25 protein-coding genes and 1 pseudogene are annotated in these 26,836 nt (G+C 70.3%); 3 read left to right on the top strand and 23 right to left on the bottom strand.

Going from position 1 to position 26,836, the window contains the following annotated elements; translation table 11 throughout:
* Window positions 1-1,319, top strand: a 1,319-nt coding sequence (locus AC3IFE_RS13565) for a TRAP transporter large permease (protein WP_489190828.1), incomplete at its 5' end; no start/stop codon positions are given.
* A 95-nt stretch (window positions 1,320-1,414) separates the two neighbouring features.
* Here the strand turns inward: AC3IFE_RS13565 and AC3IFE_RS13560 are convergent.
* Genes AC3IFE_RS13560 through AC3IFE_RS13450 form a run of 23 tightly spaced genes read right to left on the bottom strand, consistent with a single transcriptional unit; the run spans window position 1,415 to window position 25,137 of the window.
* On the bottom strand, window positions 1,415-1,657 hold the full coding sequence (locus tag AC3IFE_RS13560; RefSeq protein WP_489190827.1) for a hypothetical protein: 243 nt from the start codon (window positions 1,655-1,657) through the stop codon (window positions 1,415-1,417).
* Between the two features lie 32 nt (window positions 1,658-1,689).
* Window positions 1,690-3,117: an FAD-binding oxidoreductase gene (locus tag AC3IFE_RS13555; RefSeq protein ID WP_489190826.1), complete on the bottom strand. Its 1,428-nt coding sequence runs from the start codon at window positions 3,115-3,117 to the stop codon at window positions 1,690-1,692.
* A 2-nt stretch (window positions 3,118-3,119) separates the two neighbouring features.
* A complete protein-coding gene (locus AC3IFE_RS13550; RefSeq protein ID WP_089471545.1) occupies window positions 3,120-3,662 on the bottom strand; it encodes a permease in 543 nt (180 codons plus the stop codon).
* Window positions 3,663-3,700: 38 nt separating this feature from the next.
* Window positions 3,701-4,780 (bottom strand): ABC transporter permease, encoded by a 1,080-nt coding sequence (locus AC3IFE_RS13545; protein WP_489190825.1) that lies wholly within the window; start codon window positions 4,778-4,780, stop codon window positions 3,701-3,703.
* Window positions 4,773-5,786 carry an ATP-binding cassette domain-containing protein gene (locus tag AC3IFE_RS13540; protein ID WP_489190824.1) on the bottom strand — a complete coding sequence of 338 codons (1,014 nt, stop codon included), beginning with the start codon at window positions 5,784-5,786 and terminating at the stop codon, window positions 4,773-4,775. The genes AC3IFE_RS13545 and AC3IFE_RS13540 overlap by 8 nt, the downstream gene beginning before the upstream one ends.
* An 11-nt stretch (window positions 5,787-5,797) precedes the next feature.
* Window positions 5,798-6,871, bottom strand: a complete 1,074-nt coding sequence (locus AC3IFE_RS13535; RefSeq protein ID WP_489190823.1) for a TauD/TfdA family dioxygenase — start codon at window positions 6,869-6,871, stop codon at window positions 5,798-5,800.
* A gap of 3 nt (window positions 6,872-6,874) precedes the next feature.
* Window positions 6,875-7,537, bottom strand: a complete 663-nt coding sequence (locus tag AC3IFE_RS13530; protein ID WP_089471542.1) for a class I SAM-dependent methyltransferase — start codon at window positions 7,535-7,537, stop codon at window positions 6,875-6,877.
* A gap of 28 nt (window positions 7,538-7,565) precedes the next feature.
* Window positions 7,566-8,816 carry a citrate/2-methylcitrate synthase gene (locus tag AC3IFE_RS13525; RefSeq protein ID WP_489190822.1) on the bottom strand — a complete coding sequence of 417 codons (1,251 nt, stop codon included), beginning with the start codon at window positions 8,814-8,816 and terminating at the stop codon, window positions 7,566-7,568.
* A gap of 1 nt (window position 8,817) precedes the next feature.
* Window positions 8,818-10,668, bottom strand: a complete 1,851-nt coding sequence (locus tag AC3IFE_RS13520) for an acyl-CoA dehydrogenase family protein (protein WP_489190821.1) — start codon at window positions 10,666-10,668, stop codon at window positions 8,818-8,820.
* Window positions 10,668-11,762: a hypothetical protein gene (locus tag AC3IFE_RS13515; RefSeq protein ID WP_089471539.1), complete on the bottom strand. Its 1,095-nt coding sequence runs from the start codon at window positions 11,760-11,762 to the stop codon at window positions 10,668-10,670. The genes AC3IFE_RS13520 and AC3IFE_RS13515 overlap by 1 nt, the downstream gene beginning before the upstream one ends.
* Window positions 11,759-13,342 carry an acyl-CoA ligase (AMP-forming), exosortase A system-associated gene (locus AC3IFE_RS13510; protein WP_489190820.1) on the bottom strand — a complete coding sequence of 528 codons (1,584 nt, stop codon included), beginning with the start codon at window positions 13,340-13,342 and terminating at the stop codon, window positions 11,759-11,761. The genes AC3IFE_RS13515 and AC3IFE_RS13510 overlap by 4 nt, the downstream gene beginning before the upstream one ends.
* A 16-nt stretch (window positions 13,343-13,358) precedes the next feature.
* Window positions 13,359-14,531: a PLP-dependent decarboxylase gene (locus AC3IFE_RS13505; protein WP_489190819.1), complete on the bottom strand. Its 1,173-nt coding sequence runs from the start codon at window positions 14,529-14,531 to the stop codon at window positions 13,359-13,361.
* Window positions 14,521-15,510, bottom strand: a complete 990-nt coding sequence (locus AC3IFE_RS13500; protein WP_301737120.1) for a beta-ketoacyl-[acyl-carrier-protein] synthase family protein — start codon at window positions 15,508-15,510, stop codon at window positions 14,521-14,523. The genes AC3IFE_RS13505 and AC3IFE_RS13500 overlap by 11 nt, the downstream gene beginning before the upstream one ends.
* Before the next feature lies 1 nt (window position 15,511).
* Window positions 15,512-16,495 carry a ferritin-like domain-containing protein gene (locus AC3IFE_RS13495; protein WP_059579151.1) on the bottom strand — a complete coding sequence of 328 codons (984 nt, stop codon included), beginning with the start codon at window positions 16,493-16,495 and terminating at the stop codon, window positions 15,512-15,514.
* Window position 16,496: 1 nt separating this feature from the next.
* On the bottom strand, window positions 16,497-17,123 hold the full coding sequence (locus tag AC3IFE_RS13490; protein WP_301737119.1) for a hypothetical protein: 627 nt from the start codon (window positions 17,121-17,123) through the stop codon (window positions 16,497-16,499).
* 1 nt (window position 17,124) lies between these two features.
* On the bottom strand, window positions 17,125-18,000 hold the full coding sequence (locus tag AC3IFE_RS13485) for a hypothetical protein (RefSeq protein WP_301737118.1): 876 nt from the start codon (window positions 17,998-18,000) through the stop codon (window positions 17,125-17,127).
* Between the two features lie 7 nt (window positions 18,001-18,007).
* Window positions 18,008-18,262, bottom strand: coding sequence for an acyl carrier protein (locus AC3IFE_RS13480; protein ID WP_006481176.1), 255 nt, complete (start codon window positions 18,260-18,262; stop codon window positions 18,008-18,010).
* Between the two features lie 58 nt (window positions 18,263-18,320).
* Entirely contained in the window at window positions 18,321-19,406 is a 1,086-nt protein-coding gene (locus tag AC3IFE_RS13475; RefSeq protein WP_489190818.1) for a hypothetical protein, read from the bottom strand.
* A gap of 13 nt (window positions 19,407-19,419) precedes the next feature.
* Window positions 19,420-20,748 carry a hypothetical protein gene (locus tag AC3IFE_RS13470; protein ID WP_489190817.1) on the bottom strand — a complete coding sequence of 443 codons (1,329 nt, stop codon included), beginning with the start codon at window positions 20,746-20,748 and terminating at the stop codon, window positions 19,420-19,422.
* Window positions 20,738-21,481, bottom strand: coding sequence for an outer membrane lipoprotein-sorting protein (locus AC3IFE_RS13465; RefSeq protein ID WP_489190816.1), 744 nt, complete (start codon window positions 21,479-21,481; stop codon window positions 20,738-20,740). Before AC3IFE_RS13465 ends, AC3IFE_RS13470 begins: the two co-directional genes overlap by 11 nt.
* On the bottom strand, window positions 21,478-22,695 hold the full coding sequence (locus AC3IFE_RS13460) for an ABC transporter permease (RefSeq protein ID WP_489190815.1): 1,218 nt from the start codon (window positions 22,693-22,695) through the stop codon (window positions 21,478-21,480). Before AC3IFE_RS13460 ends, AC3IFE_RS13465 begins: the two co-directional genes overlap by 4 nt.
* A complete protein-coding gene (locus AC3IFE_RS13455; protein ID WP_089471529.1) occupies window positions 22,667-23,377 on the bottom strand; it encodes an ABC transporter ATP-binding protein in 711 nt (236 codons plus the stop codon). The genes AC3IFE_RS13460 and AC3IFE_RS13455 overlap by 29 nt, the downstream gene beginning before the upstream one ends.
* Window positions 23,374-25,137, bottom strand: a complete 1,764-nt coding sequence (locus tag AC3IFE_RS13450) for a fatty acyl-AMP ligase (protein ID WP_489190814.1) — start codon at window positions 25,135-25,137, stop codon at window positions 23,374-23,376. Before AC3IFE_RS13450 ends, AC3IFE_RS13455 begins: the two co-directional genes overlap by 4 nt.
* A gap of 427 nt (window positions 25,138-25,564) precedes the next feature.
* On the opposite strand from AC3IFE_RS13450, the gene AC3IFE_RS13445 reads away from it, so the two are divergent.
* Both AC3IFE_RS13445 and AC3IFE_RS13440 read left to right on the top strand, forming a co-directional pair.
* On the top strand, window positions 25,565-26,512 hold the full coding sequence (locus AC3IFE_RS13445; protein ID WP_489190829.1) for a fatty acid desaturase family protein: 948 nt from the start codon (window positions 25,565-25,567) through the stop codon (window positions 26,510-26,512).
* Window positions 26,513-26,541: 29 nt separating this feature from the next.
* Window positions 26,542-26,836: pseudogene (locus tag AC3IFE_RS13440) on the top strand (ferritin-like domain-containing protein); the annotation flags it as partial.

Below are 26,836 nucleotides of genomic sequence, written 5' to 3'. Positions count from 1 at the left end.
TATTCCTCGTGCTCGGCGTGCCCGTGTCGTTCGCGCTCGGCATTGCGTGCGTGCTGACCTACATGGTCGAAGGCCTGCCGATCGCCACCGCGATGCAGGCGATGATCTCGGGGATGAACGCGTTCTCGTTCCTCGCCGTGCCGTTCTTCATCTTCTCCGGCGAGCTGATGCTGCATGGCGGCATCGCGGACCGGATCCTGCGCTTCGCGCAGGCGACCGTCGGCCACTTCCGCGGCGGCCTCGGGATGGCGAACGTCGTCGCGTGCACGCTGTTCGGCGGCGTGTCGGGCTCGCCGACCGCCGATACGTCGGCGATGGGCGGCGTGGTGATTCCGCTGATGAAGCGCGAAGGCTACAGCGCCGCGTACGCGGTCAACGTGACCACGCATGCGTCGCTCGCCGGCGCGCTGATGCCGACGTCGACCAACATGATCATCTACGCGTTCGCCGCGCAGGGCATCACCGGGATGCTGCACGGCCAGCCGGTGAGCGGCGTGTCGATCGGCGACCTGCTGTTCTCGGGGCTCCTGCCGGTGCTGTGGGTGATGGGCTTCGTGCTCGCCGCCGCGTACTGGCAGGCCGTGCGTCACGGCTACCCGCGCCGCGAGGACGGCTCGTCGGCACTGCCGCGCTTTCCCGGCTGGTATGCGGTGCTGCGCAGCTTCGTCGGCGCGGTGCCCGGGCTGATGGTGATCGCGATCATCCTCGTGTGCGTCGCGAAGGGCATCGCCACCGCGACCGAAGCGGCCGCGATCGCCGTCGTCTACTCGCTCGTGCTGACCGCGGTGGTGTACCGCACGCTGACGGCCGAGAAGCTGCGCCGCGCGCTGTCGCATGCGGCGCGCACGACGGGCGTCGTGCTGCTGCTGATCGCGGTGTCCAACATGCTGCGCTTCCAGATGTCGTACCTGGAGATTCCGGATGCGATCGAAGGGCTGCTGAAGCAGTCGACCGCCGCGCCGTGGCTGATGCTGCTGTACATCAACATCATCCAGGTGTTCCTCGGCACGTTCGTCGACATGGCCGCGCACATCCTGATCACGACGCCGCTGTTCCTGCCGATCGCGATGGCGTGCGGCGTCGGGCCGGTGCAGTTCGGGATCATGCTGCTGCTGAACTGCTCGCTCGGCCTCGTGCATCCGCCGATCGGCTCGGTGCAGTTCGTCGGCTGCGCGATCGGCAACGTGTCGATCGGCGAGACCACGAAGATGGCGTGGCCTTACTACCTCGCGATCTTCAGCGCGATCAACATCGTCACGTATCTGCCGTTCTTCTCGACGTGGCTGCCGAGCGTGATCAGCGGGCACGCGGTGTTCTGATCGCACGCTTCCGCCCGTCGCGGCGCCGGACGACCGAGGGTGTCCGGCGCCGCGCTCGCCTGTGCGCGCTTGCCGGCCCGCCGCGCGCGGCCGGCTCAGTCCTGCCGTCCGTCCGGCTCGACGTGGCGATCGGCCGAGCGTTCGTCGCGCCAGTGCGCCAGCGCGCGCCACAGCGCCGGGCGCGCATGGTCGCGCGGCGGCAACGGGATCACGCAAGCGACGCCCCGCACGTTGACCACCACGCCCGAGTCGGGCAGCGTGGCCGGGATGCCGGAGCACGAAGGGTCGACGTCGGGTTCGGACGGGGTGCCCCGGTCGGGCGGGCGTGGCGACATCATGCGCATTCTCCGTGAGGTGTCGAAGCCGTGCATCAGTAACGGACCCGCCCGACCAGGCCGAGCGGGTCGATCGCGTGCTGGACGGCGCCGGCGAGCCGCCGGTGCGCGGCCGGCACGTGCTTGCGGTAGTACGCGATATTGACCGGCCCGATGCCGTGTTCCGCGCTGAAGCAGCCGCCTGCCTGCACGACGCGGTCGTACAGCGCGCCGCGCAATGCCACCTGTTGCAGCGCTCCGTAGCGTTGTGCCTCGGTAGGCGGAATCGACACGACGAGATGGCAGCCGCCGTCGCCGAAATGGCCGAACGCGTGACAGTGCAGCGCCGGATGCGCGGCGGCGAGCCACTGCTCGGCATCGGCGACGAATCCGGCCAGCGCGCCGCGCGGAAACGACACGTCGAACGACAGCGGCAGGCCGTCCTGCGCGACCGCGGCCGGCAGCGCGTCGCGAATCCGCCAGAAGCGTTCCGGCGGCGCGCATGCCGCGTCGAGGACGAGCCGTTCGTTCATCAGCGCACCGAGCGTCGCGACCGCGCGTTCCTCGAGCAGCGCATCGAGCCCCGGCATGCCGGTCGCGATCTCGACGAGCGCGTAGCATCCGGCTTCACCGGGTTCGAACGGCGCGCGCAATGCCGGAAACGCCGCCGCGACGCAACCGACCGCCGCCGCCGACATGAACTCGAACGCCGACACCATCTCGCCGAATGCGCGTTCGAACGCGAGCAGGCCGGCGAGTGCCGCGTCATACGACCCGAACGCGACGAACGCCGCGCACGACGACCGTTCGAGCGGCGCGAGCGCGAACGACACGGCCGTCACGAGCCCGTTCGCGCCATTCGCGCCGATGAAGCATTGCGCGACGTCGAAGCCCGCGTTGCGCTTGCGCAGCGGCGCGAGCGCGTCGATCACGGTGCCGGCTTCGTCCGCCAGCACGACTTCGACGCCGAGTACGTGACGGCGCACGTCGCCGTACTTGATCAGGCGGCTGCCGCCCGCGTTCGCGCCGACGAGGCCGCCGGCCGCCGGATCGCTGCCGAGATCGATCGGCACGCAGAGGCCGGCTTCGCCCGCCACGCGATTGAGGTCGGACAGCCGCACGCCGGCCTCGACCGTGATGCTGCGATTGGCCGGATCGAACGCACGGATCGCGCGCATCCGCTCGAACGACACCACGCATTGCGTGCCGCTGCGATCGGGCACGGCCGCGCCGACGAGCCCGCTGCGCGCACCCTGGGCGACGAGCGCGATCCGGTGCGCGACGGCGACGCGGGCCAGCGCGCGCACGTCGGCGGTCGAGGCCGGCCGCGCGACGCCGAGCGGCACGCCGTCGTGTTGCATGACGTCGGTCGCATACGGCTCGCATGTCGCGCCTTCGAGCCAGCCGTCGCCGAGCGCCGCGGCGAGCGCGTGCCGTTGCGCGGCATGTGCCGCGTGTACTGCGCGGTCGGGCAGCGCGTTCATCGTCAGCGTGCCCGCGCGAGCTGCTTGCGCAGCCGGCCGCGCACGACGACCAGCGCGATCAGCGGCACGACACCGCCCCACAGCGGGCTGTGACGCATCGCGATCGACACCGCGAGCGCGACGACGGTGACGGCGAGCAGCACGAGCGACAGCGAACGCGCCCGCGCGTGATCGACGAACGTGCCGTCGACGAAGCCGCCGTCCGACCACGCGGTATGCACGATGCCGACCACCAGCACGCAGACGAGCATCGCGGCCGGCCCGAGTTCCTCGCCCCACAAACGGCTACCTGTCGGCGAGACGAGCGCGAGCACCGCGCCGATCACGAGAAACAGGTCGACGCCGATCGCGATGCTGTTGCGCTCCGCGCGGCGGATCAGCCACGCGCCGTGCACGAGCGCGAGCACGCCGCCGATCAGGAACGCATGGGTCCAGCGCAGGTCCGGCTGCTCGGGGCCGAGCCGGCCGTAGAACAGGAACACGATCGCCGGCAGGAAGTTGCTCGCGTGCAGCAGGTAGCCGGTTATGGGATTGCTCGATTTCATCGGGGGTTTCTCCTTCGTCGAAACAGCGTGGCGACGCGTCATGCGTCGTGCCAGCGGAACAGCCGCGCGGCGGCGAACAGGAACAGCGCGGTGCACGCGGCCATGCCGAGCAGTTGCGGCGCGAGCTGCGCGTACGGCGCGCCGTCGACCAGCGCGCCGCGCAGCGCAACGGCGAACTGGTTGGTCGGCAGGAACGCGAGCCCGGCCTTCAGCCACGCGGGCGCGTCGTGCATCGGGATCGTCAGGTCGCTGAAGAACAGCAGCGGGTAGTAGGTGACGTTGCACGCGAGTTCGGCCGCCGCGAGCGAACGGGTACGGCTCGCCAGCAGCACGCCGATGCTCAGCACCATCGCCGCGCCGAGCAGCACGATCGGCAATGCACGCAACCCGTCCGGCGTCGCGATCGGCAGCGCGATGCCGAACACGACGCGCGCCACCGTCAGCAGCACGAGCGCCGACAGCGCCATCATCGCCATCCGCGCGACGATCAGCGCGGCGAGGAACACGCCGCGCGACACCGGGAAGCACACGTAGAGCTTGAACGTATTGCGCTCGCGCAGCGCGGCGATCGCGGTGGTCGTCGAATTGAGACCGATCGCCATGAACGCCATCACCAGGATGCCGGTCGCGAAGAACGCGCCGTAGTCGAACGGGCGGCGCGCGGGCGCGGCGTTCTCGAAGCGCGCCTGCGCGGCCGGCAGCCCGAGCCGCTGCGCGGCGCAGCGTGCGAGCGCGATCTCGACGACGCGCGACGCGGCCTTCACCGCGAGCGAGCCGTTGAAGTCGTAACGGATCGTCGCCGGCGTGCGTTCGTCCGCGCCGAGCACGACCGTCACGCGATCGGCCGGCGCGCCGCGCCCGCCGAAGGTCGCCTTCACCGTGTCGCTGTGCGACAGGCTGGCGACGATCTGCGCCTTGCACGCCTGGTTGTACGGCGTCGCGCCGCCGGGCATGTCGAACGCGATATCGGCCGCGCCGAGCGAGCCCGATCCGCCGAACGCGAACAGCATCACGCTCAGCAGGAACACCGGGAACACGAGCGTCCAGAACAGCGACGAGCGGCTGCGCAGATAGCCGAGCAGCTCGTTGCGCACGAGGATCAGGAATACCTTAGTCATGGGTCGGGCCCTCGGTGCACAGGCGCAGCAGGTCGCCCGGCGTGCTCGGCGCGAGCGCGAGATGCTGGATGCCCTGTTCGCCGACGATCCGGTGGACGTTCGGATGCAGCGTCGCATCGCCGAACGCCTCGACCACGTGCGCGGCCGACACGCGCACGCCGGTCACGCCGGGCAGCGCCGCGAGCCGTTTGCGCAGCGCGCGCGCATCGGCTTCGTCGCGGCAATGCAGGACCGCGCGCGCATCGCCGACGAGCCTGGCGCGCAGCGTGTGCTGGTCGCCCTGGTAGCGCACGCCGCCGTCGCGCACCCACACGAGATCGTCGACCACGCTCAGTTCTTCCTCGGAATGGCAGATCATCGCGACGCTCGTGCCGCTCGCGCGATGGCGCAGCAGGTCGATCACGACGCCCGCGTAGCGGCGGTCGAGCCCCGTGAACGGCTCGTCGAGCACGGCCAGCTCGGGCCGGTGCGCGAGCGCGACGTAGAGGTCCACGCGCTGGCGCTGCCCCTTCGACAGCGCGCGGCACGGCTTGTCGAGCAGCTCGGCGATGCCGAGCGCGTCGGTGATCGCCGCATCGGTGTGCGCGTACATCGCGCGGTGCAGCGCGACGATTTCGGACACGCGCAGGTGATCGGGATACTCGACCTTCTGCAATTGCGCGCCGAGCCGCCGCAGCGAGCGCGAATCGCGCATGAAGCGTTCGGCCGGCACGTCGAGCACGCGCACGTCGCTGCCGCCGCGCCGGAAGCCGAGCAGCGTCTCGAGCAGCGTGGTCTTGCCCGAGCCGTTCGGCCCGACGATCGCGGTGATCGCGCCGAGCCGGAACCGCACGTGGCGCGCGGAGAAGCGGAAATCGCCGGCCGCGACGTCGATCGCGCGCGCACCGAGCGCCGCGCCCGGCGCATGCGCGTCGGGCAGCGGCGGCGTGCCCGCGCGCTGCGGCCGGTCGAACGCGGCGGGCGGGCCGAATATCGCGCGCACGGACGCAAGAAACGAAACGCTCATCGTCGGCATCCTCAGTCGAACAGCATGACCTGCGTGTCGCGCGCGCCCCGATACGGGTTGCGGCCGTGCGCGACCAGCATGTTGTCCACGACGAGCACGTCGCCGGCCTGCCACGGGAACGCGAATTCCTCGTCGTCGAGCGCGTCGTAGATCGGCGCCAGATCGTCGAACGGCATCGGCGCGCCGTCGCCGTAGCGAATCTCGTACGGAAACGCCGCGCGCGTGCCGTACATGCGCTGCAGGTAGCGATAGCTGAGCTCGCCCATCGAGCGCGGGTTCGGGTGCTGCGCGCTCGCCTGGTTGAACCACACCGTCTCGCCGGTGCGCGGATGCGTGCGCAGCGCGTTGCCGACGTGCGACACGGTCACGCTGCCGTCGTCGAGCCAGCGGCAGCCGACGCCGCGTTCCGCGCACAGCCGCTCGACCTCGTCGCGCGCCGTCGTGCCGAACGCGTCGTCCCACGGCCGGTGGTAGGCGGCGAACGGCAGGTTCGGATTGGCGGCGAGGCCGTCCGCGCGGTCGCCCGGCGCCGCGAAATTGCGCAGGTACATCACGCCGCGTTCGGCGAACCGCTCGCGCAGCGCGGCCGGCACGCGCGCGGTCACGCGTCGCATGTCGCAGATCGGCGTTTCGCCGCCCGCGTCGGCCGGTTGCCGGCAGTAGAACGCGACGAGGCGCGGGAACGCCGGCATGTAGGCCATCTCCTGATGCAGCCCGATCTTGAACGGCGGCGGCATGCGGGTCGATTCGTAGACCTGGCCGTCGATCTGCCGGCGCGGGGCGGCGCCGGCCGTATAGCCGTTCGCATGCGCCGGATACAGCGCGCCGAGGCGGCCGAACGCGGCGGTGTCGGGCACCGCGAAGCCGCGCCACAGCAGCGCGCCGCATGCGTCGAGCAGCGTGTCGATCGTGTCGAGCCGCGAGCGGTACCACGCGACGAACATCTCCGGCGACGTCGCGAGTTCGGCGCTGCGCGGCGTCACGCACAGCGGCAGCGTCGCGCCGGGCGCGACCGGCGCGCACCGCACGTCGTCGGCGCCGAGCCGCACGGCGGCATGCGCGGCGAGGAAGGCGAGATCGGTCATCGCTCAGGCCAGCGCCGGTTTCTTCAGCAGGATTTCGAAGCCGAGCGCGCCGAGCCCCATGCTCGGGCTGTAGATCGACGCAACCGACGACAGGCCGGCATCGGCCACCAGCGCATGCGCTTCGTCGAGCGTGATCTTTTCCTCGACGTGGGTCGGCGGATAGTCGGCGGCCGCGCGCATTTCGGTGAAGCGGTCGAGCAGGTGCTGCGGCGCGTCGCGGCGCATGTCGTGCACCAGCGCGATGCCGCCCGGCTCCAGCACGCGGTACATCTCGGTCAGGCTGAGCGCCTTGTCGGGCAGGTGATGCAGCGTCGCGCGGCCGACCGCCATCGTCAGCGTGCCGTCGTCGAACGGCAGCGCGAGCGCGTCGCCGACGCGCATCTCGATCGTATCGTCGAGCCCGAGTTCGCGGATGCGCGGGCGGCCTTCGTCCAGCATCGCCGGATCGAGGTCGATGCCGACGTAGCGCCAGCCGCGCATCGCCGGATCGGTCGCGAGCCGCACCGGCACGACGCCGGTGGCCGTGCCGATGTCGGCGATCGTGCCGGCCGTCATCCCGCGCGCCAGTTGGCGGATGCGACTGATGAACAGCAGGTCCCACGGTTCGAGCGTTTCGGTGGCGAAGCGATCGTAGTCGTTCGCCGGGCGCAGGTTCTTGAGCAGCATGACGTTCCTTGTGCGAGAGGGTGAGGGTTCACAGCCAGCCGACCGGCACGGCGGCCAGCAGCCGTCGCGCGGTCGCGCTGTTGACGCCGAACGCCGGGCGGCGGCGCCGTTCCACTGCATGCGCGGCCATCGCCGCGATGCGCGCGGCCAGCCCGACGCCGACGCCCCACGACGGCGCGGCGACGCCGAGTTCGAGCAGCGTCGCGGCGGTCAGGAAATCGATGTTCGGCCGCAGCGCGCGGCGCGTGTCGGCCTGCGCGCAGCATGCGTCGAACAGCGTCACGTATCCGCCGTCGAAGCCGATTGCCATCAACCGGCCGCGTATGTGCGGCGGACGCGGATCGGCGACGAACAGCGGATGGCCGAAGCCGTACAGCGTGCGTTTCGCGTCGAGCGCCGCATCGATCGCCGCGCGCCCGGCCGCGTCGAGCGCAGCGGCCGACGCGCCGGCGCCGCCCGGTGCCGACTGCGCGAGCGCGGCGAGCCACTGCATCGCTTCGAGCGCCGCGCCGACGTGCGACGGCCCGCTCGCGAGGAAGCCGGAGGCGACGGCCTGGGTCAGCGTGACGCCGGTGCCGATCGCGACGCGCGGCGCGAGCACGGTCGGCGTGATGTAGCCGAAGCCGGCGTGCCACGCGACGAGCAGCATGTCCATCGCCGCTTGCGCGGGCGCGTCGTGGCGCGTCGCGCCGGTCAGCACGAGCATGCGTTGCGCTTGCGTCCGCGCTGCATCGAGCGCCGTGCTGCCGCCGGCGTGTGTGCCGGCCGCGAACGGCCGGCCCTCGATCGCCGCATGCAGCAGGAACGGCGCGGCGGCCGCGCACAGCAGCATCGTGTCGAGATCGGCATCGTCCGGCGCCGGGCCGTGCACGCGTGCGGTCACGTCGTCGAGGCCGCGCAGCAGGCCGGACGCGGCCGCGAACACCGGCGCGACGCCCTCCGCGCCGAGATCGGCCGCGACCGACTGCGCGGCCGAGCTTGGCGCCAGCGCGTCGGTGAACGCGGCGAGCCGCGCGCCGATCGTCGCTTCGTGCGCGCGATGGTCGGCGCTGCCGGGCGCGACGTCGAACCACAGATGCGCGAGTGCGCCTTCGAACGTCGTCGCGCCGATCAGCGCGTTCAGGTCGAGATCGCGCACGCGCAGCGCTTCGGGGTCGAGCGTCGCGCCGTCGATGTCGGTGCCGCGATGGCGCGTCGCCGGCCGGCCGAGCAGGTTGCGCGGCGCATCGTCGGCCGCGGTCGTGGTGGTGGCGCTGCCGGAATCGAGTGTCGTGTCCATGTCATTCCACCGCGGCGAGTTCGTCGCTGCTGACGCTGATCGCCGCGTGCGCCATCGCGGCGATCACGGCCGCGTGCTGGTCGACGACGGGCAGCACGTTCGCGAAGTAGTAGCGCGCGCTTTTCAGCTTGCCGCGATAGAACGCCAACTCGGCCGGCGCGTCGGCGGTTTCCGGCGCATCGAGCCGGCGCGCGGCGATCGTCGCCGATTCGAGCAGCACCCATGCCGACGTGACGACGCCGAACATCTCCAGAAAGCGCGTGTAGAACTGGCTACTGCGATGCGTGTGGCCGTCCTGCACGTCGCGCGCGATGTCGTCGAGCGCGGCGGCGATGCGGTCCGCGCCCGCGCGCAGTGCGTCGAACAGCGGCCGCAGCTCCGCATGCGTGCCGGCGTGATGCTGCTGCGCGAGGAACGCGTCGAGTTCGTCGCGGTAGTACTGGATCAGCCGCGAATGGCGGCCGAAGCCGAGCTTGTCGCGCACGAGATCCTGCGCCTGGATGTAGTTCGTGCCTTCCCAGATCGACAGGATCTTCACGTCGCGCGCGTTCTGCTCGACCGGGCTCGCGTCGGTATAGCCGAGCCCGCCGTGCACCTGGATCGCCGTTTCGCAGATCCGCCACGCCTGGTCCGAGATGAACGCCTTGCAGATCGGCGTCAGCAGCAGTTGCAGCTTGCGATGACGCTCGATCTCGGCCGGGTCGGGGGCGGGCGTCGCTTCGAGCATCGCCGCGCGCGTCGCGGTCGCCGCGAGCTTGCCGAGCAGGCCGCGGCATCCGTCGACGCGGCTTTTCATGTCGACCAGCATGCGCTGCACGTCCGCGTGCTCGACGATCGCGACCCGTGCCGCGTTCGTGTTCGACGCGCGCTCGATCGGCCGGCCCTGCAGCCGGCGGCCCGCGTACTCGACCGCGTGCAGGTACGCGCTCGATGCGACGCCGACGCCGAACATCCCGGTGCTCATCCGCGCCTGGTTCATCAGCGGCATCAGCTGCAGCAGCCCGACGTTGCGGCGGCCGCCGAGCAGCCAGCCTTTCGTCGTGCCGTTCGAGCCGAACACGAGATGCGTGTTCGCGCAGCCCTTGAGGCCCATCTTGCGCGGCAGGCCGATGCAGTCGACGTGGTTCGGCTGCAGCTCGCCGGTGGTTTCGTCGGGCCAGAAGCGCGGCACGACGAGGCACGACAGCGAGAACGAATCCGGCGACGCGGTGTCGATGCGTCCGAGCACGAAATACAGCGTGTTTTCCGTCAGCTCGTGCATGCCGGCCGAGATATAGACCTTCTCGCCGTCGATCGCGTAGATGTCGCGTTCGAGCGGCGTCGCGCGCAGCGCGACCGCGGTCAGGTCGGTGCCGGCCTGCGGTTCGGTCGCGCAGAAGCACGCGTCCCAGCGGTACGCTTCGAGCGGCGCGATGAGCGCCTTCTGGTGCGGCGTGCCGTGCATCTGCAGCAGCTTGACCGCGGGGCGCGTGAAGCCGCCGTACGTCATGAACGACGGATTCGCGCCCATGAACATCTCGTAGATCATCTGCGTGACGATCGGCGGCAGCCCGTGCGCGGTGCCGAACAGCGTGTTCGACCACTCGTCGCGAAAGCGCGCCCACAGCGCGTGGAAATGCGAAGGAATCCGTACCTGGCCGTCGTCGAGCAGCGTGCAGCCCTCGACGTCCGCCTGCTGGTAGCTGCGCCCGAGGTCGAGCGCGAAATCGCGTGCGCGTTCGAGCAGCGCGTCGATCGACGCGCGATCGTGCGTGCCGTACAGGCCGTGTTCCGCCAGGAAGCGCTTGTCGGCCTCGAACAGTTCCCACAGAAAGAAGCGCAGCTCGCGCAGGCTGACCTTGTAGGCGCTCATCATGCGTCTCCTTCGATATCGAGTGCGGCGTCGAGCCCGCCGGCCAGGTCGACGACGGCCGCCGCCGCCGCGCCATGCAGCGCCGCGTCCCAGACGAGCACCGTGCGGCGCTCGCCTTCGTCGAGCGCGCCCGCGAGCCGGATCAGCGCGGCGGCCGATTCGGCCGACGACAGATGGCCCGACCCGTCGTGCTGGATGCGCGCGGGAACCGGGATCGACGCGGCATCGGCCACGCGCGCCGCGAAGCCGGGGTCGAAGCCGGGCGGCACGCACCAGTCGATCTCGTTCGCACGCAGGTCGGCCTGGTCGAGCGCGCGGCGGATCGCGCGCGCGGCGACCGGTGCGAGCGTGTCGCGCAGCGCGGCCGGCGCGTCGGCCCACGGATCGGCGATCGACGGCCCGAATTCGAGCGCGACTGAGCGCACGCCGCCCCACGGGGCCGGCTCGGGCGTCGGTCCCGCGCGCGACACGAGCAGCGCGGCGGCGGCATCGCCGTAGCCGACCAGGTCGCCGAACTGGCGGAAGAACGGGTAGAGCCACTTGTCGCTGAGGATCACGAGCGCCTGGTCGCCTTCATCGCGCAGCAGCCCGTCGAGCAGCATCAGCGCCGAATACCAGCCGAGCGTGCCGTTCTGGCCGAGCGCGAACGGCGTCACGCGTTGCAGCCCGAGTTCGTACTGCATGCGGCCGACGACCGAGTCGCCGATGCCTTCGTTGAGCGCGCAACTGGCGACGATCACATGCGTCGTGCGGGCCAGCGCGCCGGAGCCGAGCTGGTCGCGCAAGTCGAGCGCCGCATCGGCGGCGAGATCGGCGAGGCTGCGCCCGGGCGGCGCGACGCGCAGCGCGGGCCGCCCGCCCGGCGCGAGACGCGTGCCTTCGTCGGGCGTCAGCGCGCCCATGCCGCGCGGCCGCGCAAAGCGCGCCTGCGGCAGCAGCAGGTGCCGGTAGCCGGGATGGCGCTCCTGCGCCTGGATCGCACTGAACACGACGGCGGGCGGCAGCACCACGACGCCGCCGGACAGCGCGAGCGTGCCGGGCGCGGCGACGCGCGGTGCACCGACACAGGTTTCGTCGAGCGTCGACAGGGTCATGCGGCGGTCTCCTCGAGGTTCGGACGCGCGAACGCGTCGCGATACTGCGCTTTCAGCGCCGGTCGGTCGATCTTGCCGTTCGGGTTGCGCGGCAACGCGGGCAGCGGCTCGACGACGAGCGGGTTCATGTAGGTGGGCAACGCGTCGCGGCACGCGCGGGCGATGTCGGCGCGGCACGCGTCGGCGTCGAGCGTCGACACGACGCACGCGGCGATCGCCTCGCCGAGCGCCGGGTGCGGGACGCTGAACACGGCGGCCTCGCGGATGTGCGGCAGCGCGAACAGCACGTCCTCGACCTCGGTCGGGCTCACGCGATAGCCGGACGTCTTGATCATGTCGTCGCCGCGCGCGACGAAATACAGGTAGCCGTCCGCGTCGCGCCGCACGATGTCGCCGGACCACACGGCGACGTCCGGGCGCGGGATTTCGCCGTGCCGGCGCGGCAGCGGACGAAAGCGCTGCGCGGTCAGCTCGGGCCGGTTCCAGTAGCCGAGCGTGACGAACGCACCGCGATGCACGAGTTCGCCGGGCTCGTCGGCCGCGCATTCGCTGCCGTCCGCGCGCAGTACGAGGATCTCCGCGTTCGGCACGGCCTTGCCGATCGACGTCGGGCGCAGCGCCGCATCCGCGGGCGGCAGGTAGGTCGAGCGGAATGCCTCGGTCAATCCGTACATCAGGTACGGTGACGCCTGCGTGAACAGCGCCTGCAGCCGGTGCAGCAGCGGTGTCGCGAGATGGCCGCCGGTGTTCGCGAAGCGGCGGATCCGCGTGCGTGCGCCGTCGCTCCAGCCGGCCGATGCAAGCTGCATCCACAGCGGCGGCACGCCGGTGATCGACGTGACGCCGAACGCATCGCAATGGCGCGGCACTTCGGCCGGCTGCAGGAAGTCGAGCGGTGTGTAGCACGCGCCGGACGCGAGCGCGGTCGTGAGCTGGCTCAGGCCCGCGTCGAAGCTGAGCGGCAGCACGCCGAGCACGACGTCGTCTTCGGCGAGCTGCTGGTACGCGGCGACGCTGAACGCACCCGACACCAGGTTGCGATGCGACACGACGACGCCTTTCGGCTTGCCGGTCGAGCCGGACGTGTAGAGCAGCGCGGCCGGATCGTCGTCGACCGGGCGGCCGAAGGGGGCCGCTGTGGACGCTGGCGTGTCGGTGCCGGGCGACTCGATCGCATCGGCGAGTTCCTCGATCAGCAGCGTGCGCGCGCCGACGAGCGCGGCGAGCGCCGGCAGGCGCTTGAGCCGCTGCGCGCCGGTCACGAACAGCGCGGCGCCGCTGTCGGCGACGATGTGTTCGATCTGCGCTTCCTTCAACTGCGGATTGACCGGCACGAAGATCGCGCCGAGCGCGTTGGCCGCGAGCATCGCGACCACGGTTTCGATGCGCTTCGGCGCGTAGATCGCGACGCGTTCGCCGGGCCGCACGCCGCGCGATGCGAGCGCGGCGGCGGCGCGCCGGACCGCGCGGGCAAGCTGGTCGTAAGTCAGGGTGCGGCCGCCGTCGGCGTACGCCGGATGATGCGGCCAGCGCTCGGCGCCGTGTTCGAGCAGGTCGGCGATGCTGATCAATGCGTTCATGATCGGCTCCTCGGGTTCAGGCCGGCCGCACGTATACGTGCGCGGCTTCGTGGGACAGAAAATGCGCCATCGAGTACGTGCGGTGATACGCGCCGCAGCGCTCGAACACCGCGATGTCGCCGACCTGCGGCGGTGCGCCCGTGTCGTCGCGGCCGATCACGTCCGCGCGGCTGCAGGTGCTCCCGACGAAGAGCGTCGGCACACCGCGAGGCGGCGGCGCGGGCGTGCGACGCACGAGCGACGGCGCGGCCAGGCGGCGCATCATCGTTTCGGTCTGGGCGAGCAGGAACGCATGCGACAGGCCGCCGTCGCAGACGGCGATCGTGCGGTCCTGCCACGTCTTGACCGCGACGACGCGCGTCGCGAACACGCCCGCATCGGCGAAGATCGCGCGGCCGGATTCGTGGGCGAGCGAATACTGGCCGGCGAGCGGCGCGAGCGCGGCGGCATAGCGTTCGAACGCGGCATCGCCCGGATGATCGTCGGCGAAACCGCCGCCGAGGCTCAGCGACGCGAGCGGCGCACCGTTGGCCGGCGCGAGATCGCGGGCCAGCGCGGCGAGCCGCTCGGGCAACACGAGCGTGTCCGGCTGCGTCGGGTCCTGGCGGATGAACGAATGCGGGCCGGAGAACACATGCAGCCCGGCGACGGGCAAGCCGGCGGCCGCGAGCGTGCGCACCGCGTCGTGCGCCTCGTTCGGCGTCATCCCGAAGTGGTCGTGCCACGGAGCCCGCGCGTGCTCGCCTGCCAGCGCGCCGGCGTTCACGCGCAGCAGCACGGCGCCCGGCGTGCCGCCGCCGGCCGCCGCTTCGCGCGCGAGCGGCACGAAACGCGCGACCGCATCCGGGTTGTCGAGCACGAAATGGCAGCGCGACGCGAGCCCCGCGCGCATGAACATCTCGTCCATCGACGGATTGTTCAGGTAGCGCGGCGTCTTGATCCGGCCGATCACCGCGTCGAGTTCGCCGCGGCTCGCGAGTTCGACGCCGTCCTCGTACGCATGCGCGCAGCGCGCGAGCATGTCCTGGTTCGGGTTCGCCTTCAGCGACACGATCAGCCGCGTGCCGAGCCGCGCCTTGAGCGACCGGTAGCGGGCGATCGCGACCTCGGGCTCGTACACGTAGCACGGCGTGCGCAGATCGGCGATCCACGCGCGATCGGCGGCGGGAAGCGGGCGCTCAGGCGTCATGGCGGCTCACCGGATGGAGCGTGGCGGCCGCATACGCGCCGCAGTTCGACTGCATCACGCCGAGCACGCGCCGGCCGTGCGCGACCGCATCGAGCCCGACGTCGGCCAGGTTGATCGGAAAATCCGAACAGCACGCGTGGCCGCGCGCATGAATGTTGTCCGCGTAGAGCCGCTCGGCCGGCACGCGCATCGCGCGGCACAGCGCGTTCCAGCCGGGCAGGTCGGCGTTGTGCGGCAGCACGAGATCGTATGCGTCGAGCGCATGCGGCTCGAGCGCGACGGCCGCGTCGATCGCGCGGCGCGTGTATGGCCATTCCATCATGATCAGGTCGGCCTCGTTCGCGGCGACGGTGTCCGACCCGCGATGCCATTTCGCATGCGTTTCGATCGCGATGCCGCCGAGCCGGTTCTTCGTGCTGTTGCGCGCGATCAGCATCGCGGCCGCGCCGTCGCACTGCACGCCGGTCATCTGCCGCATCCGGTAATCCTCGCCGTATACGCGGTCGGACGACACGACGAGCGCCGCATCGAGTTGCGGATGGCGGCGCATCAGCGCGCGCACGGTCTCGATGCCAGCCGCGACCGACACGCAGTTCAGTTGCGCGACGGAGCCGAGCCACAGCGGCTCGATGCCGAAGCGCGCGGCCACTTCGTGCGGCAGGCTGCGCGGCGCGGGCGGCACGCTGAACTGCTGCGTGTGCACGTGCACGATCGCGCCGACGTCGGACGGCTGCACGTGCGCGGTGTCGAGCAGCCGGCCGACCGCCGCGATCGCGAGATCGGTCTCGCTCGTGTCGAGCGCCATGTGGAAATAGCGGCTGCCCGACTGCGCGATCGCGGCCGCCCGCTGCGCCGGGTAATCGCGTTCGGCGGCCCAGGCCTCGATATCGACGGGCGGGCCCGGCAGCTCGTAGGCCACCGCGTCGATGCCGATCCAGAAGCCGGCGTCGCGGGATGCGTGGGAGGAGGACATCGTCATGTCAGTTGAGCGGCATCGCCGCGTAGTCGAGGACGTCGAGCTTTTCGAAGGTCGCCTGCACGGTCGGCGTGAGCAGGCCCATCTCGCGGATCGTCGGCACGAGGCGCCGGAAGATCGAGCGGCGGATCGAGCTCGACACCGGCGACTCGCGCACCATCGCGCTGCATTCGCGCTTGGACAGCCCCATCGGTTCCCAGATGTCGTCCGCGCACAGGTGCTCGTACAGCACGGCCGCGCCTTCGCAGATGAATTCCTCGCGCTCGCGCAGCTCGTGCGAACTCATCTCCGCGTACACGCGGCACAGCGTGATCCGGCCGACCGCGAAGTGGCGTGCTTCGTCGCGCTGGATCCGCAGGAAAAGGTCCTTGATGAACGGGTCGGTGCTGTACGCGACGACGCTCTGGAAAATCGACAGCGCGATGCCCTCGACCAGCACCTGCATCCCGAGGTTCGTCATGTCGAGCGCGCTGCTCGTGATCGTGTCGTGCAGCAGCCCTTTCAGCGAGCGGCTCATCGGGTAGCTGACGTCGAGCTTCTCGTTGACGAGCTTCGCGTACGCCTCGACGTGGCGCGCTTCGTCCATCATCTGCGCGGCCGCGCACAGCCGCGCGCTCAGGCCGCTTTCGGCCGACGCGAGCTTCGACGCGCAGATCAGCGCGGCCTGCTCGCCGTGCAGGATCTGCGACAACAGCCAGCCCTGCGCGTGGTGGCGCACCTCGCGCTTGTCGGCGTCGGCGAGCTTGCCCCACAGCTCGGTGCCGTAGATCAGCAGCGTCGGGTCGGGCATGCCGAGCGGGTTCGCCGGATCGAGGTCGTGGCGCCAGTCGACGTCGGTCGCGACGTCCCACTGCGCGGCTTTCGCCTTCTCGTACAGCCGGTTCAGCGCCTCTTCGCGCAGCGCGTAGTCGTTCGACATCAGCGCGTCGACGGGCATCGACCAGCGGATGTCGGCCGTGTCCTGCATCACGGTAAGCGTGTCATTCATGTCAGGGTCTCCCCGGCCGCGCGGCGGCGCCGGAATGATGGGCGGAATCGGTGAACGGGGCGGCGCGCGGTGCGCCCGGGTGCGGCTCGAGCCGGATCGCGAACGACGGCCACGCACCACGCAGTTGCGCGTCGAACGCGTCGGCGAGCCGCGCGGGCCAGATCGCGCAGCACACGCGGTTGTCGCCGGCGAATTCCGCATCGCGCAGGATGCGGTCGCCGATCCAGACGACCGGCGCGCCGCGTGCGGCATCGCGCAACGCTTCGTCGTACAGGTGCACGCCGAGCAGCACGTGCGGGGCGAGCAGTTCGGCCGGCAACGCGCCGAAGTACGGTGCGCACACTTCGATGAAGAGGCGGGCGTCCGCGTGCACGGCGTCGCGAATCCGCGCGGCGATTTCCGCGAGGAACGCGAAATACTGCACGTGGTCGAGCAGCACGCGGCGTTCGCCGCCGGCCCCGTCGTGCGTATTGCCCGTGTCGTAAGCATCGCCGGCCGCTTCCGCGAGCGCGGCGCGAGCATAGTCGGCCGGCGTGTCGAGCGGCATCCGGTACGCGCTGGCCGCGACCGCGACCGGCTGGCGCGCATCGCGCTCGATCCGATAGGTGAAATGAACGGGGCGCACCATGTCACGCCTCGCCGTCGAGAGAGAACGTCGCGTCCGGCGCGAACGCGACGTCGGCGATCGCGTAATAGCCGTTCAGCGCGAGCGAGCAGACTGCCGCGCGGCGCGGCGTGTCGCCGTCGCGGTGCGCGAGCAGCACCGACAGCCACGGGTCGCTGCCGAACGCATGACCGAACACGCCGTGGCCGTCCGGCAGCAGCGGCGTCTTGCCGACCGACGCGAGCAGCGCGCGCCGCGACGTGGCCGGAAAGAACGGCAGCGCCGCGTGCAGGCCCGGGCGCGCCGCGCAGAACGTGCGGATGTCGCGGCCGAGCCGCACGACCGCGCTGGACGGCGGCGCGGCGTCCGCGATCACCGACTGCGCCGGCTCGCGGCCGACGTCGACGAGCAGCGTGCAGACGCCGAAGCCCGAGCGCCCCCACGCGGGATTGCCGTGCCAGTAGGTAAAGCCGTGCACGTCGACGTCGACGATCTGCAGCAGCAGCGTGCGCGGCCCGGTCTCGGCCGCGGTGGCCAGCGCGCGGCGCAACACATAGCCCCAGCCCGCGCATTCGTACGAGCAGGTCATCCAGTCGGGCGTGTAGTCGTTCGCGCCGGCAAGCGCCTGCGCGAACACGCGGTGCTGCGGCGAATCGTTCATCAGCAGCATCGACAGGATCGTCGAGCTGACCACGTAGTCGTCCGCGCCGACCGCGCCGCACAGCCGCTCGCGCTCGGCGCACGCGAGCGTGCCGATCACGTGCGCCGTGTCGTCGAGCGGCACGGCCGCGCCGTCGCGCGACGGCGCGACGCGCCGGTACGCGAGCGCCTGCACGGTCAGCGCGGTCGCCGGGGCCGGCTGGACGGCGGCGGCCGCCACGGGGGCAAGGGGCGCGAGCATCGTCGTATCAGGCCGCGTGCTGCTGGCTGCGCAGTTGCGCGTCGAGCTGCTGCAGCGTCGTGTACTGCGTGATGTTCAGCGCTTCCGGATCGATCGAACCGTAAAGCTGTTCGCAGAACACGATCAGCTCGACGATGTTCAGCGAATCGATGCCGAGTTCGCCGATGCCGGCGTCCGTGTCGACGGTTTCGACGTTGAGGATCTTCGCGACTTCGCGGGACAGGATGTCGAGCGCGTCGGCCGGAACGTTCTGGGTCGTCATGAGGGGAGCTCCTGGAGTTGAGTTGAATTGATCGGGATCGATCGGCCTGTCGCGTGGATCAACTGCCGGCTTCGCAGCGCAGGCTCTTGCGAAGCTCGTGATAACACCGGTACGAACTGCCTTCCATCTTCGAAAACGCCAGCAGGTCGCGCTGGTCGTCGAACCGCGGCACCTTGCCGTCGCGCACGAGCGCGCTCAGGAACTCGTTCGACAGCAGCTTGATCGCGAGCACGCGCTGCACCTTGCCGAAGCTGTAGTGCGCGTCGTCGGTCTGGGTGCGCGCGGCGTCCGCGATGAAGCGGTGCACGGCGCGCGCGTCGGCGTCGAGTTCGACGCGGCCGGTCCGTTCGAGCCAGCCGACGTGCGCCATCAGCGCGCGGACGAAGTACGGCCGCACGACGGTCAGGTATTTGTTGAAGACGGTCGGGCCGCCGATCCGCAGGCGATCCTCGGCAGCGACGCGCACCTGGCCGCCGACGTTCGCGAGCTGCAGGTTGCCCGCGAGGAACGGCGCGCCGCAGGTCGAGCGCTTCAGTTTTCGATACTCGTCGGGCCACACAAGATAGGCGGCCGGGAACATCACGCCCGGCAGGCGTGCCGCGACGACGGCCATGCAGTCGCGGTGCGCCTCGATGCCCCACACCTTGTCGACGGTCAGCGCGAGCCCGTTGTCGTCGCTGCGCACGACGGTGCGCCAGGCGGCCAGCGTCGGGCCGCCGCCGTCGCTCATCAGGAACGCGAAGTTGTGGCCGGCGTCGATGCACTCGCAGGCGCGACGGTTCTGGTCGTCGGAGAAGAACAGCCCGAACATGATGCGGATGAACGCGCGCATGAACGGCTTGAACAGGTGATGAAACCCTTCGTTGCCGATCTGTTCGAGCAGTGCTTCGGTGAGCGGCGCTTCGTCGTGCCGCAACGGGGTCGACGCGGATGCGTCGGGCAGCACGTCCGGCGTGGCGGCGCGCAGCGCGATCACCATCTCGCTGTCGAGCAGCCGCACGGCGGCGGCTTCGACGAGCCGGGCCGCCGCGCGCGGCGGCGTGCCGATCGCGTCGAGGTGGCGCAGCACCGGATACGCGGCCTGGTCGGCCACGCGCAGCAGCGGCGACGGTGCGACCGGGGTGGGGGCGGAAAGCGTGGACATGGCAGGGTTCCTGTCAGAAACGCACGCGCACGGCGGCGTCGATGCGGGTGCCGAGACCGACCATCCGGTACTCGGACTGGCCGTCGGAGAAAGCGTGGGTGAGCGCGACGTCGACGCTCACGCGTGTGTTCACGTCGGCGACGACCTGCGCGATCGCGAGCAGGCCCTTGTCCTGCGGCGAATAGACGCCGCGCAGCGAATACTCGACGCGGCCGACTTTCTTGCCGAGCCGCGCGAACAGGTAGTCGCGCAGGCTGCCGTCGACGCTCACGAAGTTGGCCGTGCCGCCGAGGCCGGCCAGCGCGGCGCCGGGCGCGACCGGCAGCAGCGCGTTGTTCGCCTGCACCGCGCCGACCATCCGGCGCCACTGGCTCGCGTCGTAACGCGCTTCGTCGTGCGACCACTCGACGATCAGCGACAGGTTGCCGGGCAGTGCGCTCTGCATGCCGACCGCGCTGCGCCACACATATTGGCGATCGTTGCGGCGATCGACGGCGTCGTACGCGGCGGCCGAATCGAGCGGCGTGCCGTTCGCGATGAAAGCGGGCAGCGGGCGGGTCGTGCCGCGCTCGAGCCATGCGCTCGCATAGACGGTGTTCGAGCGCGCGACGTCCAACGACAGCGTCGCGCCCGCGCCGCCGCGGCCCGCGTGACGGCCCGCGAGCAGCGCGGCCGAGCCGCCCGACCAGTTGTACGCGCCGCGCACGAGCTGCGTCGCGCCTTCGACGTCGCGGTTGTCGACGTCGTTGCGCAGCGTGCGGTTCTCGCCGGCGATGAACTGCAGCGTGGTCTGTTCGCCGGCCCATTTCGCCTCGACGAGCGGCGTGCCTTCGACGTCGCCGTAGCGATCGTAAATGTCGGCCGTCGCGGCCCGTTTCTGGAAGAAGCCGAGCGGGAAGAATGCCTGCGACGTATCGAGCGTATCGATCCGCTTGCCGGCCGTCAGCGTGATGCCGTTGTCGAACGCGTAGCGCACGCCGGCTTCGTTGAAGCGGCTCGCCTGTGCGCCGAGCGAATGGTTGCTGGCGACGACGCGCGCGTTCACGAACAGGTTTTCGCCGTCGATGCGCGCGAGCAGCCCGGCTTCCTGCTGACCGCGCGGCGAGTCGCCGATCAGGCGGCCGAGCAGCGCGCGGCCGTCCATGCTGTCGACGGTGCGCGCGTAGCCGATGCCGTTGAGCGTGCCGAGCTGATCCATCAGCGATTCTCCGTGCGCGAGCGTGCAGCCGAGCGCGAGCGGGATGGCGAGCGCGACACCGGGCCAGCCGCGGCGGATGCGATCGGGCGATGAACGGCGGCGGTCACGATGGGCGTCGGCATCGGCGTCGTACTCATTGGCCATCGGCGAGCGTGTCGGGATTGAACCAGCCCGACGGAATCTTGCGCGGCTGGCCGTCGAGGATGTCGACGACGCTCGCGCGCTGTTTCTCGACCTCGTTGCGATACGTGATCTTGCGGATCACCTTGCGGCCGTTCGCGTCGACCGGCGCCGAGAAATCGGCGCTGCGAAACAGCAGGCCGCTCTCCAGGAAGAACTGCGCGCGCACCGGCACGTCGGTGTCGGGCGTGACCCACAGCTTGATCGTCGGGTAGACGTTGTCGGGGTCGGTCGCGGTCAGGTCGAGCTCGGTGGCCGGCTTGCCGGCGATCGGCGTCGTGCCCGGCACGGCCGTCGCGCGATAGCTGTCGGCCCAGTGCGTGCGCGTGATGTCGCTGATCACGACTTCCCCTTGCAGCCGCTGCATGCCGTTGATGCGCACCGCGCTGCGCGTGTTCGGCACGTAGAACCAGTGCCCGCGCGTCGTCGCGAGGTACTTCTGGCCGTCGTTCTCGCCGCTGCGCGTGAGCGCGAGCGTGTCGCCGTTGCCGCGCGTGTAGACGAGATAGCGCGTCGCGTCGCCGGATTGTCCGCCGACTTCGTTGGTGATCTGGATGTTCGTCTGCGTATCGGCGGCCGTGCTGCGGTACGCGTCGGCACGGGCGAGCATGGTCTGGGCCGTCGGCGCGTCGGCCGCGTGCGCGGCGAGCGGCGCGCACGCGACGAGCGCGGCGAACGTGAAGCGAATGCGGTTCATGGGGCGAGTCCTTCGAGGATGTTGCGTTTCGCGAGCCCGAGCGTCGCGAGCAGTGCCGCGGCCACGCCGAGCACGACGAACGCAGCTTCGACGGCGGCCACGGCGACGGGCGACACGGTGAATTCGAGCAGGATCGGTTTCACGCGGCCGGGCGGCGCCGGCAGGTGGATCTGCGCGTGATTGAGCGCGACCATCGTCAGCAGCGCTAGCGCGATCCCGGCGGCCGCGCCGAGCAGGCCGAGCAGCGCGGTCTCCTGGATCAGCACGCCGCGCACCGTCGCGGCCGGCACGCCGAGCGCGCGCAGCGTCGAGATCTCGCGGCGCCGCTCGACGATGCTCATCAGAATCCAGTTGCTCATCGACAGCAGGATCGTCACGCAGAGAATCGCGCCGAACACCGAGAACTGGTTCTTGTACAGCGCGACGATCTGGTGATAGAGCGATACGAGCTGATCCCAGGTCCGCACGTCGAGCGTCGGCAGCGCGGTGCGCAGCGCCGCGGCGGCGGCCGTCGTGCCGGCGGTGTCCTTGAGGAACACCGCGATGCGCGATGCACGGTCGGTGCGCAGCAGCGCCTGCGCGGCCGTGAACGTCACGTTGACGATCCGTTCGTCGAGGTCCTTGTTGCCGGTGCTCATCACGCCGACGATCTGCGCGTCGGTCGCGTTGATGCCGCCGTGCGCGGTCGACGCCATCAGCTGCACGACCGAGCCGACGTGCACGCCGAGCTTGCGCGCGAGTTCGGCGCCGACCACGACTTCGGTCCCCGCGTTCGTCGGCGACAGATAGCGGCCCGACAGCACCGTGTGATAGTCGAAGAAGCCGGGCGGCTCGCGGTTCGGTTCGATGCCTTCGCCGACGAAGCCATAACTGAGATCGCCGTTCGATACGAGCCCGTCGAAGTCGATGCCGCGCGCGGTGGTCGCGACGCCGAGCAGCCGTGCGATCGCCCGCGTGGCGGCAGCCTGTTCGTCGGCGGTCAGCCCGTACTGCAGCGGCCGTTCGCCGATCAGGTCGAGATAGCCGCGATGCAGCACCTGCACGTGGCCGACGCCGCTGTCGATCGACCCTTCGCGCACCGCGTCGAACGTCGCGATCACGTAGCCGAGCGCGAGGCTCGACGCGAACGCGGCGACGCCGATCATCGCCATCGTCAGAACGGTGCGGCGCTGGTTGCGCCAGAGGTTACGCCACGCAAACGTCGACCAGTTCACGATTCACTCCCGGTACGCCGTCGCGCATCTCGATGCGACGCGGCAGGTGCGCGCACAGACGATCGTCGTGCGACGCAATCAGAAAGGCGGTGCCCAGCGTGCGGTTGGTGTCGAGGATCAGCTCGGCGACCGCCCGCGCATTGGTGCTATCGAGGCTCGCGGTCGGCTCGTCCGCGATCACGATCGCCGGCTCCTTGGCAAGCGCGCGGGCCAGTGCGACGCGCTGCTGTTCGCCGCCGGACAGCTCGCCGGGGCGGTGCCGTTCGCGCGCGGCGAGCCCCACCGCGTCGAGCATCGCGCGGGCGCGTTCGCGCCGCGTGCGCGGCGTGCCCCACGCGAAGCAGCCGAGCTCGACGTTCTCGAGCGCGGACATCACCGGTATCAGGTTGAATTGCTGGAACACGAAGCCGATACGTTCGCGGCGAATCCGTTCGAGCGTGTCGGGCGCGTCGTCGATGCGTCGGCCTTCGAGCCAGCGTTCGCCGCTCGTCGGCACGTCGAGAAAGCCGGCGAGGTTGAGCAGCGTGCTTTTGCCGCTGCCCGACGGACCGACGAGCGCGACGACGTCGCGCTGCCCGATCGAGATCGTCGCGTCGCGCACCGCGACGACGCGGCCGGCGCCTTCGTATACACGCGTGACGTCGCGCAGCTCGAGCACCGGGGTTAGCGAAGCGGCCGTCATGCGAACGCTCTCTGGCCGGCTTCGACGGCGGCCGGCGCGGGAATCACCGGCAACGCGCCATTCGCATAGAGATCGCGACACTTCACGCGCTGCAGCTTGCCGCTCGTCGTGCGCGGCAGCGAGCCGGGCTCGACGAAACACAGATCCTGCGCGGCGAAGCCGATGCGCGACGCGAGCAACTGCTGGCACTCGGTGCGCGTTTGCGGCGTCGCGTCGACGGGCCGCGCCTCGATCGCGACGACCAGCCGCTCGGTGCCGGTTTCGGGATCGGGCAGCCCGAACGCGATGCACGTGCTCTTGCGCAGCGCGCTGTGCGAGGCCAGCGCTTCCTCGATCTCGTGCGGGAAATAGTTGCTGCCGCGAATGATGATGACTTCCTTCTTGCGGCCGAGGATATGCAGCTGGCCGTCCGCGACGTAGCCGATGTCGCCGGTGCGAAACCAGCCGTCGGCCGTCAGCGGCGCGGCGATCGTGCCGTCGTCGGGGTTCAGGTAGCCGAGCATCACCGACGTGCCGCGGATCGCGACTTCGCCGACCGCGCGGTTCGCCAGCGCGTGGTCGCCGTCGTCGAGGATGCGGAACGCCATCCCGTCGATCGGCGTGCCCATCGCGAGCACCGTTTCGGTTTCCGTATCGCGGCCGTCGTTCGCGGCGGCCGGCTGCGCGTCGCGGCGCTGGATCAACGCGCGCCGGTCGAGTGCGTCGGCGATCACGTACGGCGCGCCATCGACCGCGCCTTCGTGCCACGCGCGATGCATCGATACCGCGAGCGTCGATTCGGCCATGCCGTAACACGGTTGCAACGCCGATGCCGCGAGGCCGTACGGCGCGAACGTCGCGGCGAAATCGCGCAGCGTCGCGTCGTCCACGCGTTCGCCGCCGATGAAGATGTTGCGACACGCGGACAGGTCGACGCCGTCCATCGCGGCGGCATTGAAGCGGCGCACGCAGTAGCGCAGCGCGAAGGTCGGCACCGACGTCGTCGTCGCGCGCGCCGATGCGATGCGCTTCAACCAGCCGAGCGGATTCCGGATGAAGCTGTTCGGCTGCATCATCAATAGCGGCGCGCGGTAATGCAGATTCGACAGCAGCGTGAGCAGCCCCATGTCGTGATAGAGGGGCAGCCACGACGCGGTGCCGTCGCCGGCCGCGATGTCGAAGCGCACCGAGCCGCCGATGCCGAGCACGTTCGCGATCACGTTGTCGTGGCTGAGCACCGCGGCCTTCGGATGCGACGTCGAACCCGACGTGAGCTGGACATGATGCGGATCGTGGCCGCTCTTCGCGCTGATCAGCGCGCGCGCGCCGGCGTCCGCGGCGCTCGACAGCGTCGCGAGATCGACCACGCGCGTGGAGGCCGCCGGAAACGCGTCGTCGCGCCAGGCCGCGGCCTGCGCATCGGCGGCGACGACGATGCGCGGCCGGTACAGCTCGCACGCGACGTCGACCACCTGCCGTCCGGCTGTCGCGCGCCGTGCGGGAACGGGCACGGTGCAGGGCAGCGCACCCGTCATCACGCAGGCCATCATCGCGGCCGCATGCTCGACCGACGCGGGCAGCGCCAGCATCACCAGATCGTTCTCGCGCACGCCGAGCTCGCGCAGCGCGCCGGCCTGGCGAAACACTTCTTCCGCGAAGCGCCGGTACGTGATGCCGGCTTCGTTGCCCGCGTCGTCGACGAACGTCATGCGATGCATGGCGCCCGCGACGTCCTCGAGCGATTCGATCAGGCGATGAATGGTCGATGCGTACTTCGTCACGAGGATTCTCCCGTTGCGGAACACGGCCGCTCGCGCCACGGTGCCGGCGGCGCCGTTCGTCGAGTGAGGGGGATTCTTGCCGGATCGATCGTCCGCGACAAACGGAATCTATGCAGGCTATGCATGAGCGGAGCGCATCCACTCGGGCCCGTGCCCATTCGTTATTGGCGGGAACGGTGAACACGCGCCAGGCGACTGGTCTGTCTCATTCGACCGGTCGTCTAGTTCACGATGTGGTGCGCTCATGCGCGGGCGTCATGCAATGCGTTCGGAAAATTCGTTTGTCCGAAACATCGACTCACAGAAGAATTGCATCCCGGCAGCGCGCCAGCGCCGCCGCGTCATCGTGCCGGGCAGGGCCCGGCTCAAGGAGAGCGTCTTGTCCGTCACCTCATCGCTGGTCGCCCGCACGAAATCGGTTGGAGACATGAAGAGCCGCCCGAGCGGCGTGGTCTTCTCGCTGAAGCTGGCGGTGTACGTCGCGCTCATCGCGCACGGGATGATGTTCGCGCTGTCGGCGCTCGTGATCCTGAAGATCGTCGGCATCCTGCTGATCGGTGCGATGTATGCGCACGGCGTCGAGCTGCAGCACCAGGCGCTGCATTACCAGGGGTTCCGCAGCAAGCGCCTGAACATGGTGTTCGGCGTGCTGCTCGGCATGCCGATGCTCGTGTCGTTCCACGCTTACCAGGACAGCCACCTGCGCCATCACCGGCTGCTCGGCACGCCGGAGAACAAGGAGTTCTTCGACTACGGCGACCAGTACGGCGCGCGCCCCGTCGTCAATGTCGGGCTGTGGGCGTGGCGGCTGTCGATGGCCGCGCACTATATCCAGTTCGCGAAGAACGTCGCGAAGCTCGTCGTGCCGGGCGCGCGCTTCGGCGACAACGCACTCGTGTCGCGTGCGATCCGCCGCGACTACCTGCTGATGGCCACGACGATCGCGTTGCTGGCCGCGCTGTCGGTCGCGTTGCACACGTGGTTCGTCGTCTGGGTGTGGGTCGTGCCGCTCGTGTGCGTCGCGGCGCCCGTGCATGCGCTGGTCGAGATGCCCGAGCACTATCGCTGCGACCTGACGAGCACCGACCCGTTCCGCAACACGCGGACGATCGAGAGCAACGCGTTCATGACCTGGTTCACGAACGGCAACAACTATCACGTCGAGCATCACATGATGCCGAACCTGCCGATCGAGCGGTTGCACGATCTGCATGGCGCGATCGCGCCGCGCATCCGCTATTACCACCGCACGTATCGGCAGTTCTATTACGCGCTGTTGCGCGGCCGGCTGACGCCGCGCTCGGTGGACGACGATCGGGACGATCGCGAGCCCGAGACCGAAGCGGCCGCGCCGGCGTCCACGCAATCGGCGTGACCACCGGTGTCGAATGCGTTGCAACCACGGTGACGACGATGCTCTATCCGGAACTTTTCAGATCGCTCGAAGCTGTCCGCTGGGACATGGAGAAGGACATTCCGTGGGACAAGTTCGACGCTTCGCTGCTCACCGACGAGCAGGCGAAGACGATCAAGATGAACGCGATCACCGAATGGTCGGCGTTGCCCGCCACGGAAATGTTCCTGCGCGACAACCAGCACGACAGCGATTTTTCCGCGTTCATGAGCGTATGGTTCTTCGAGGAGCAGAAGCATTCGCTCGTGCTGATGGAATACCTGCGCCGCTTCAAGCCGGAGATGG

Source organism: Burkholderia sp. APQ4-4ca (assembly GCF_057837105.1).
The sequence above is the reverse complement of the archived record's forward strand: the minus strand, read 5'-3'. Positions and strand labels throughout refer to the sequence as shown.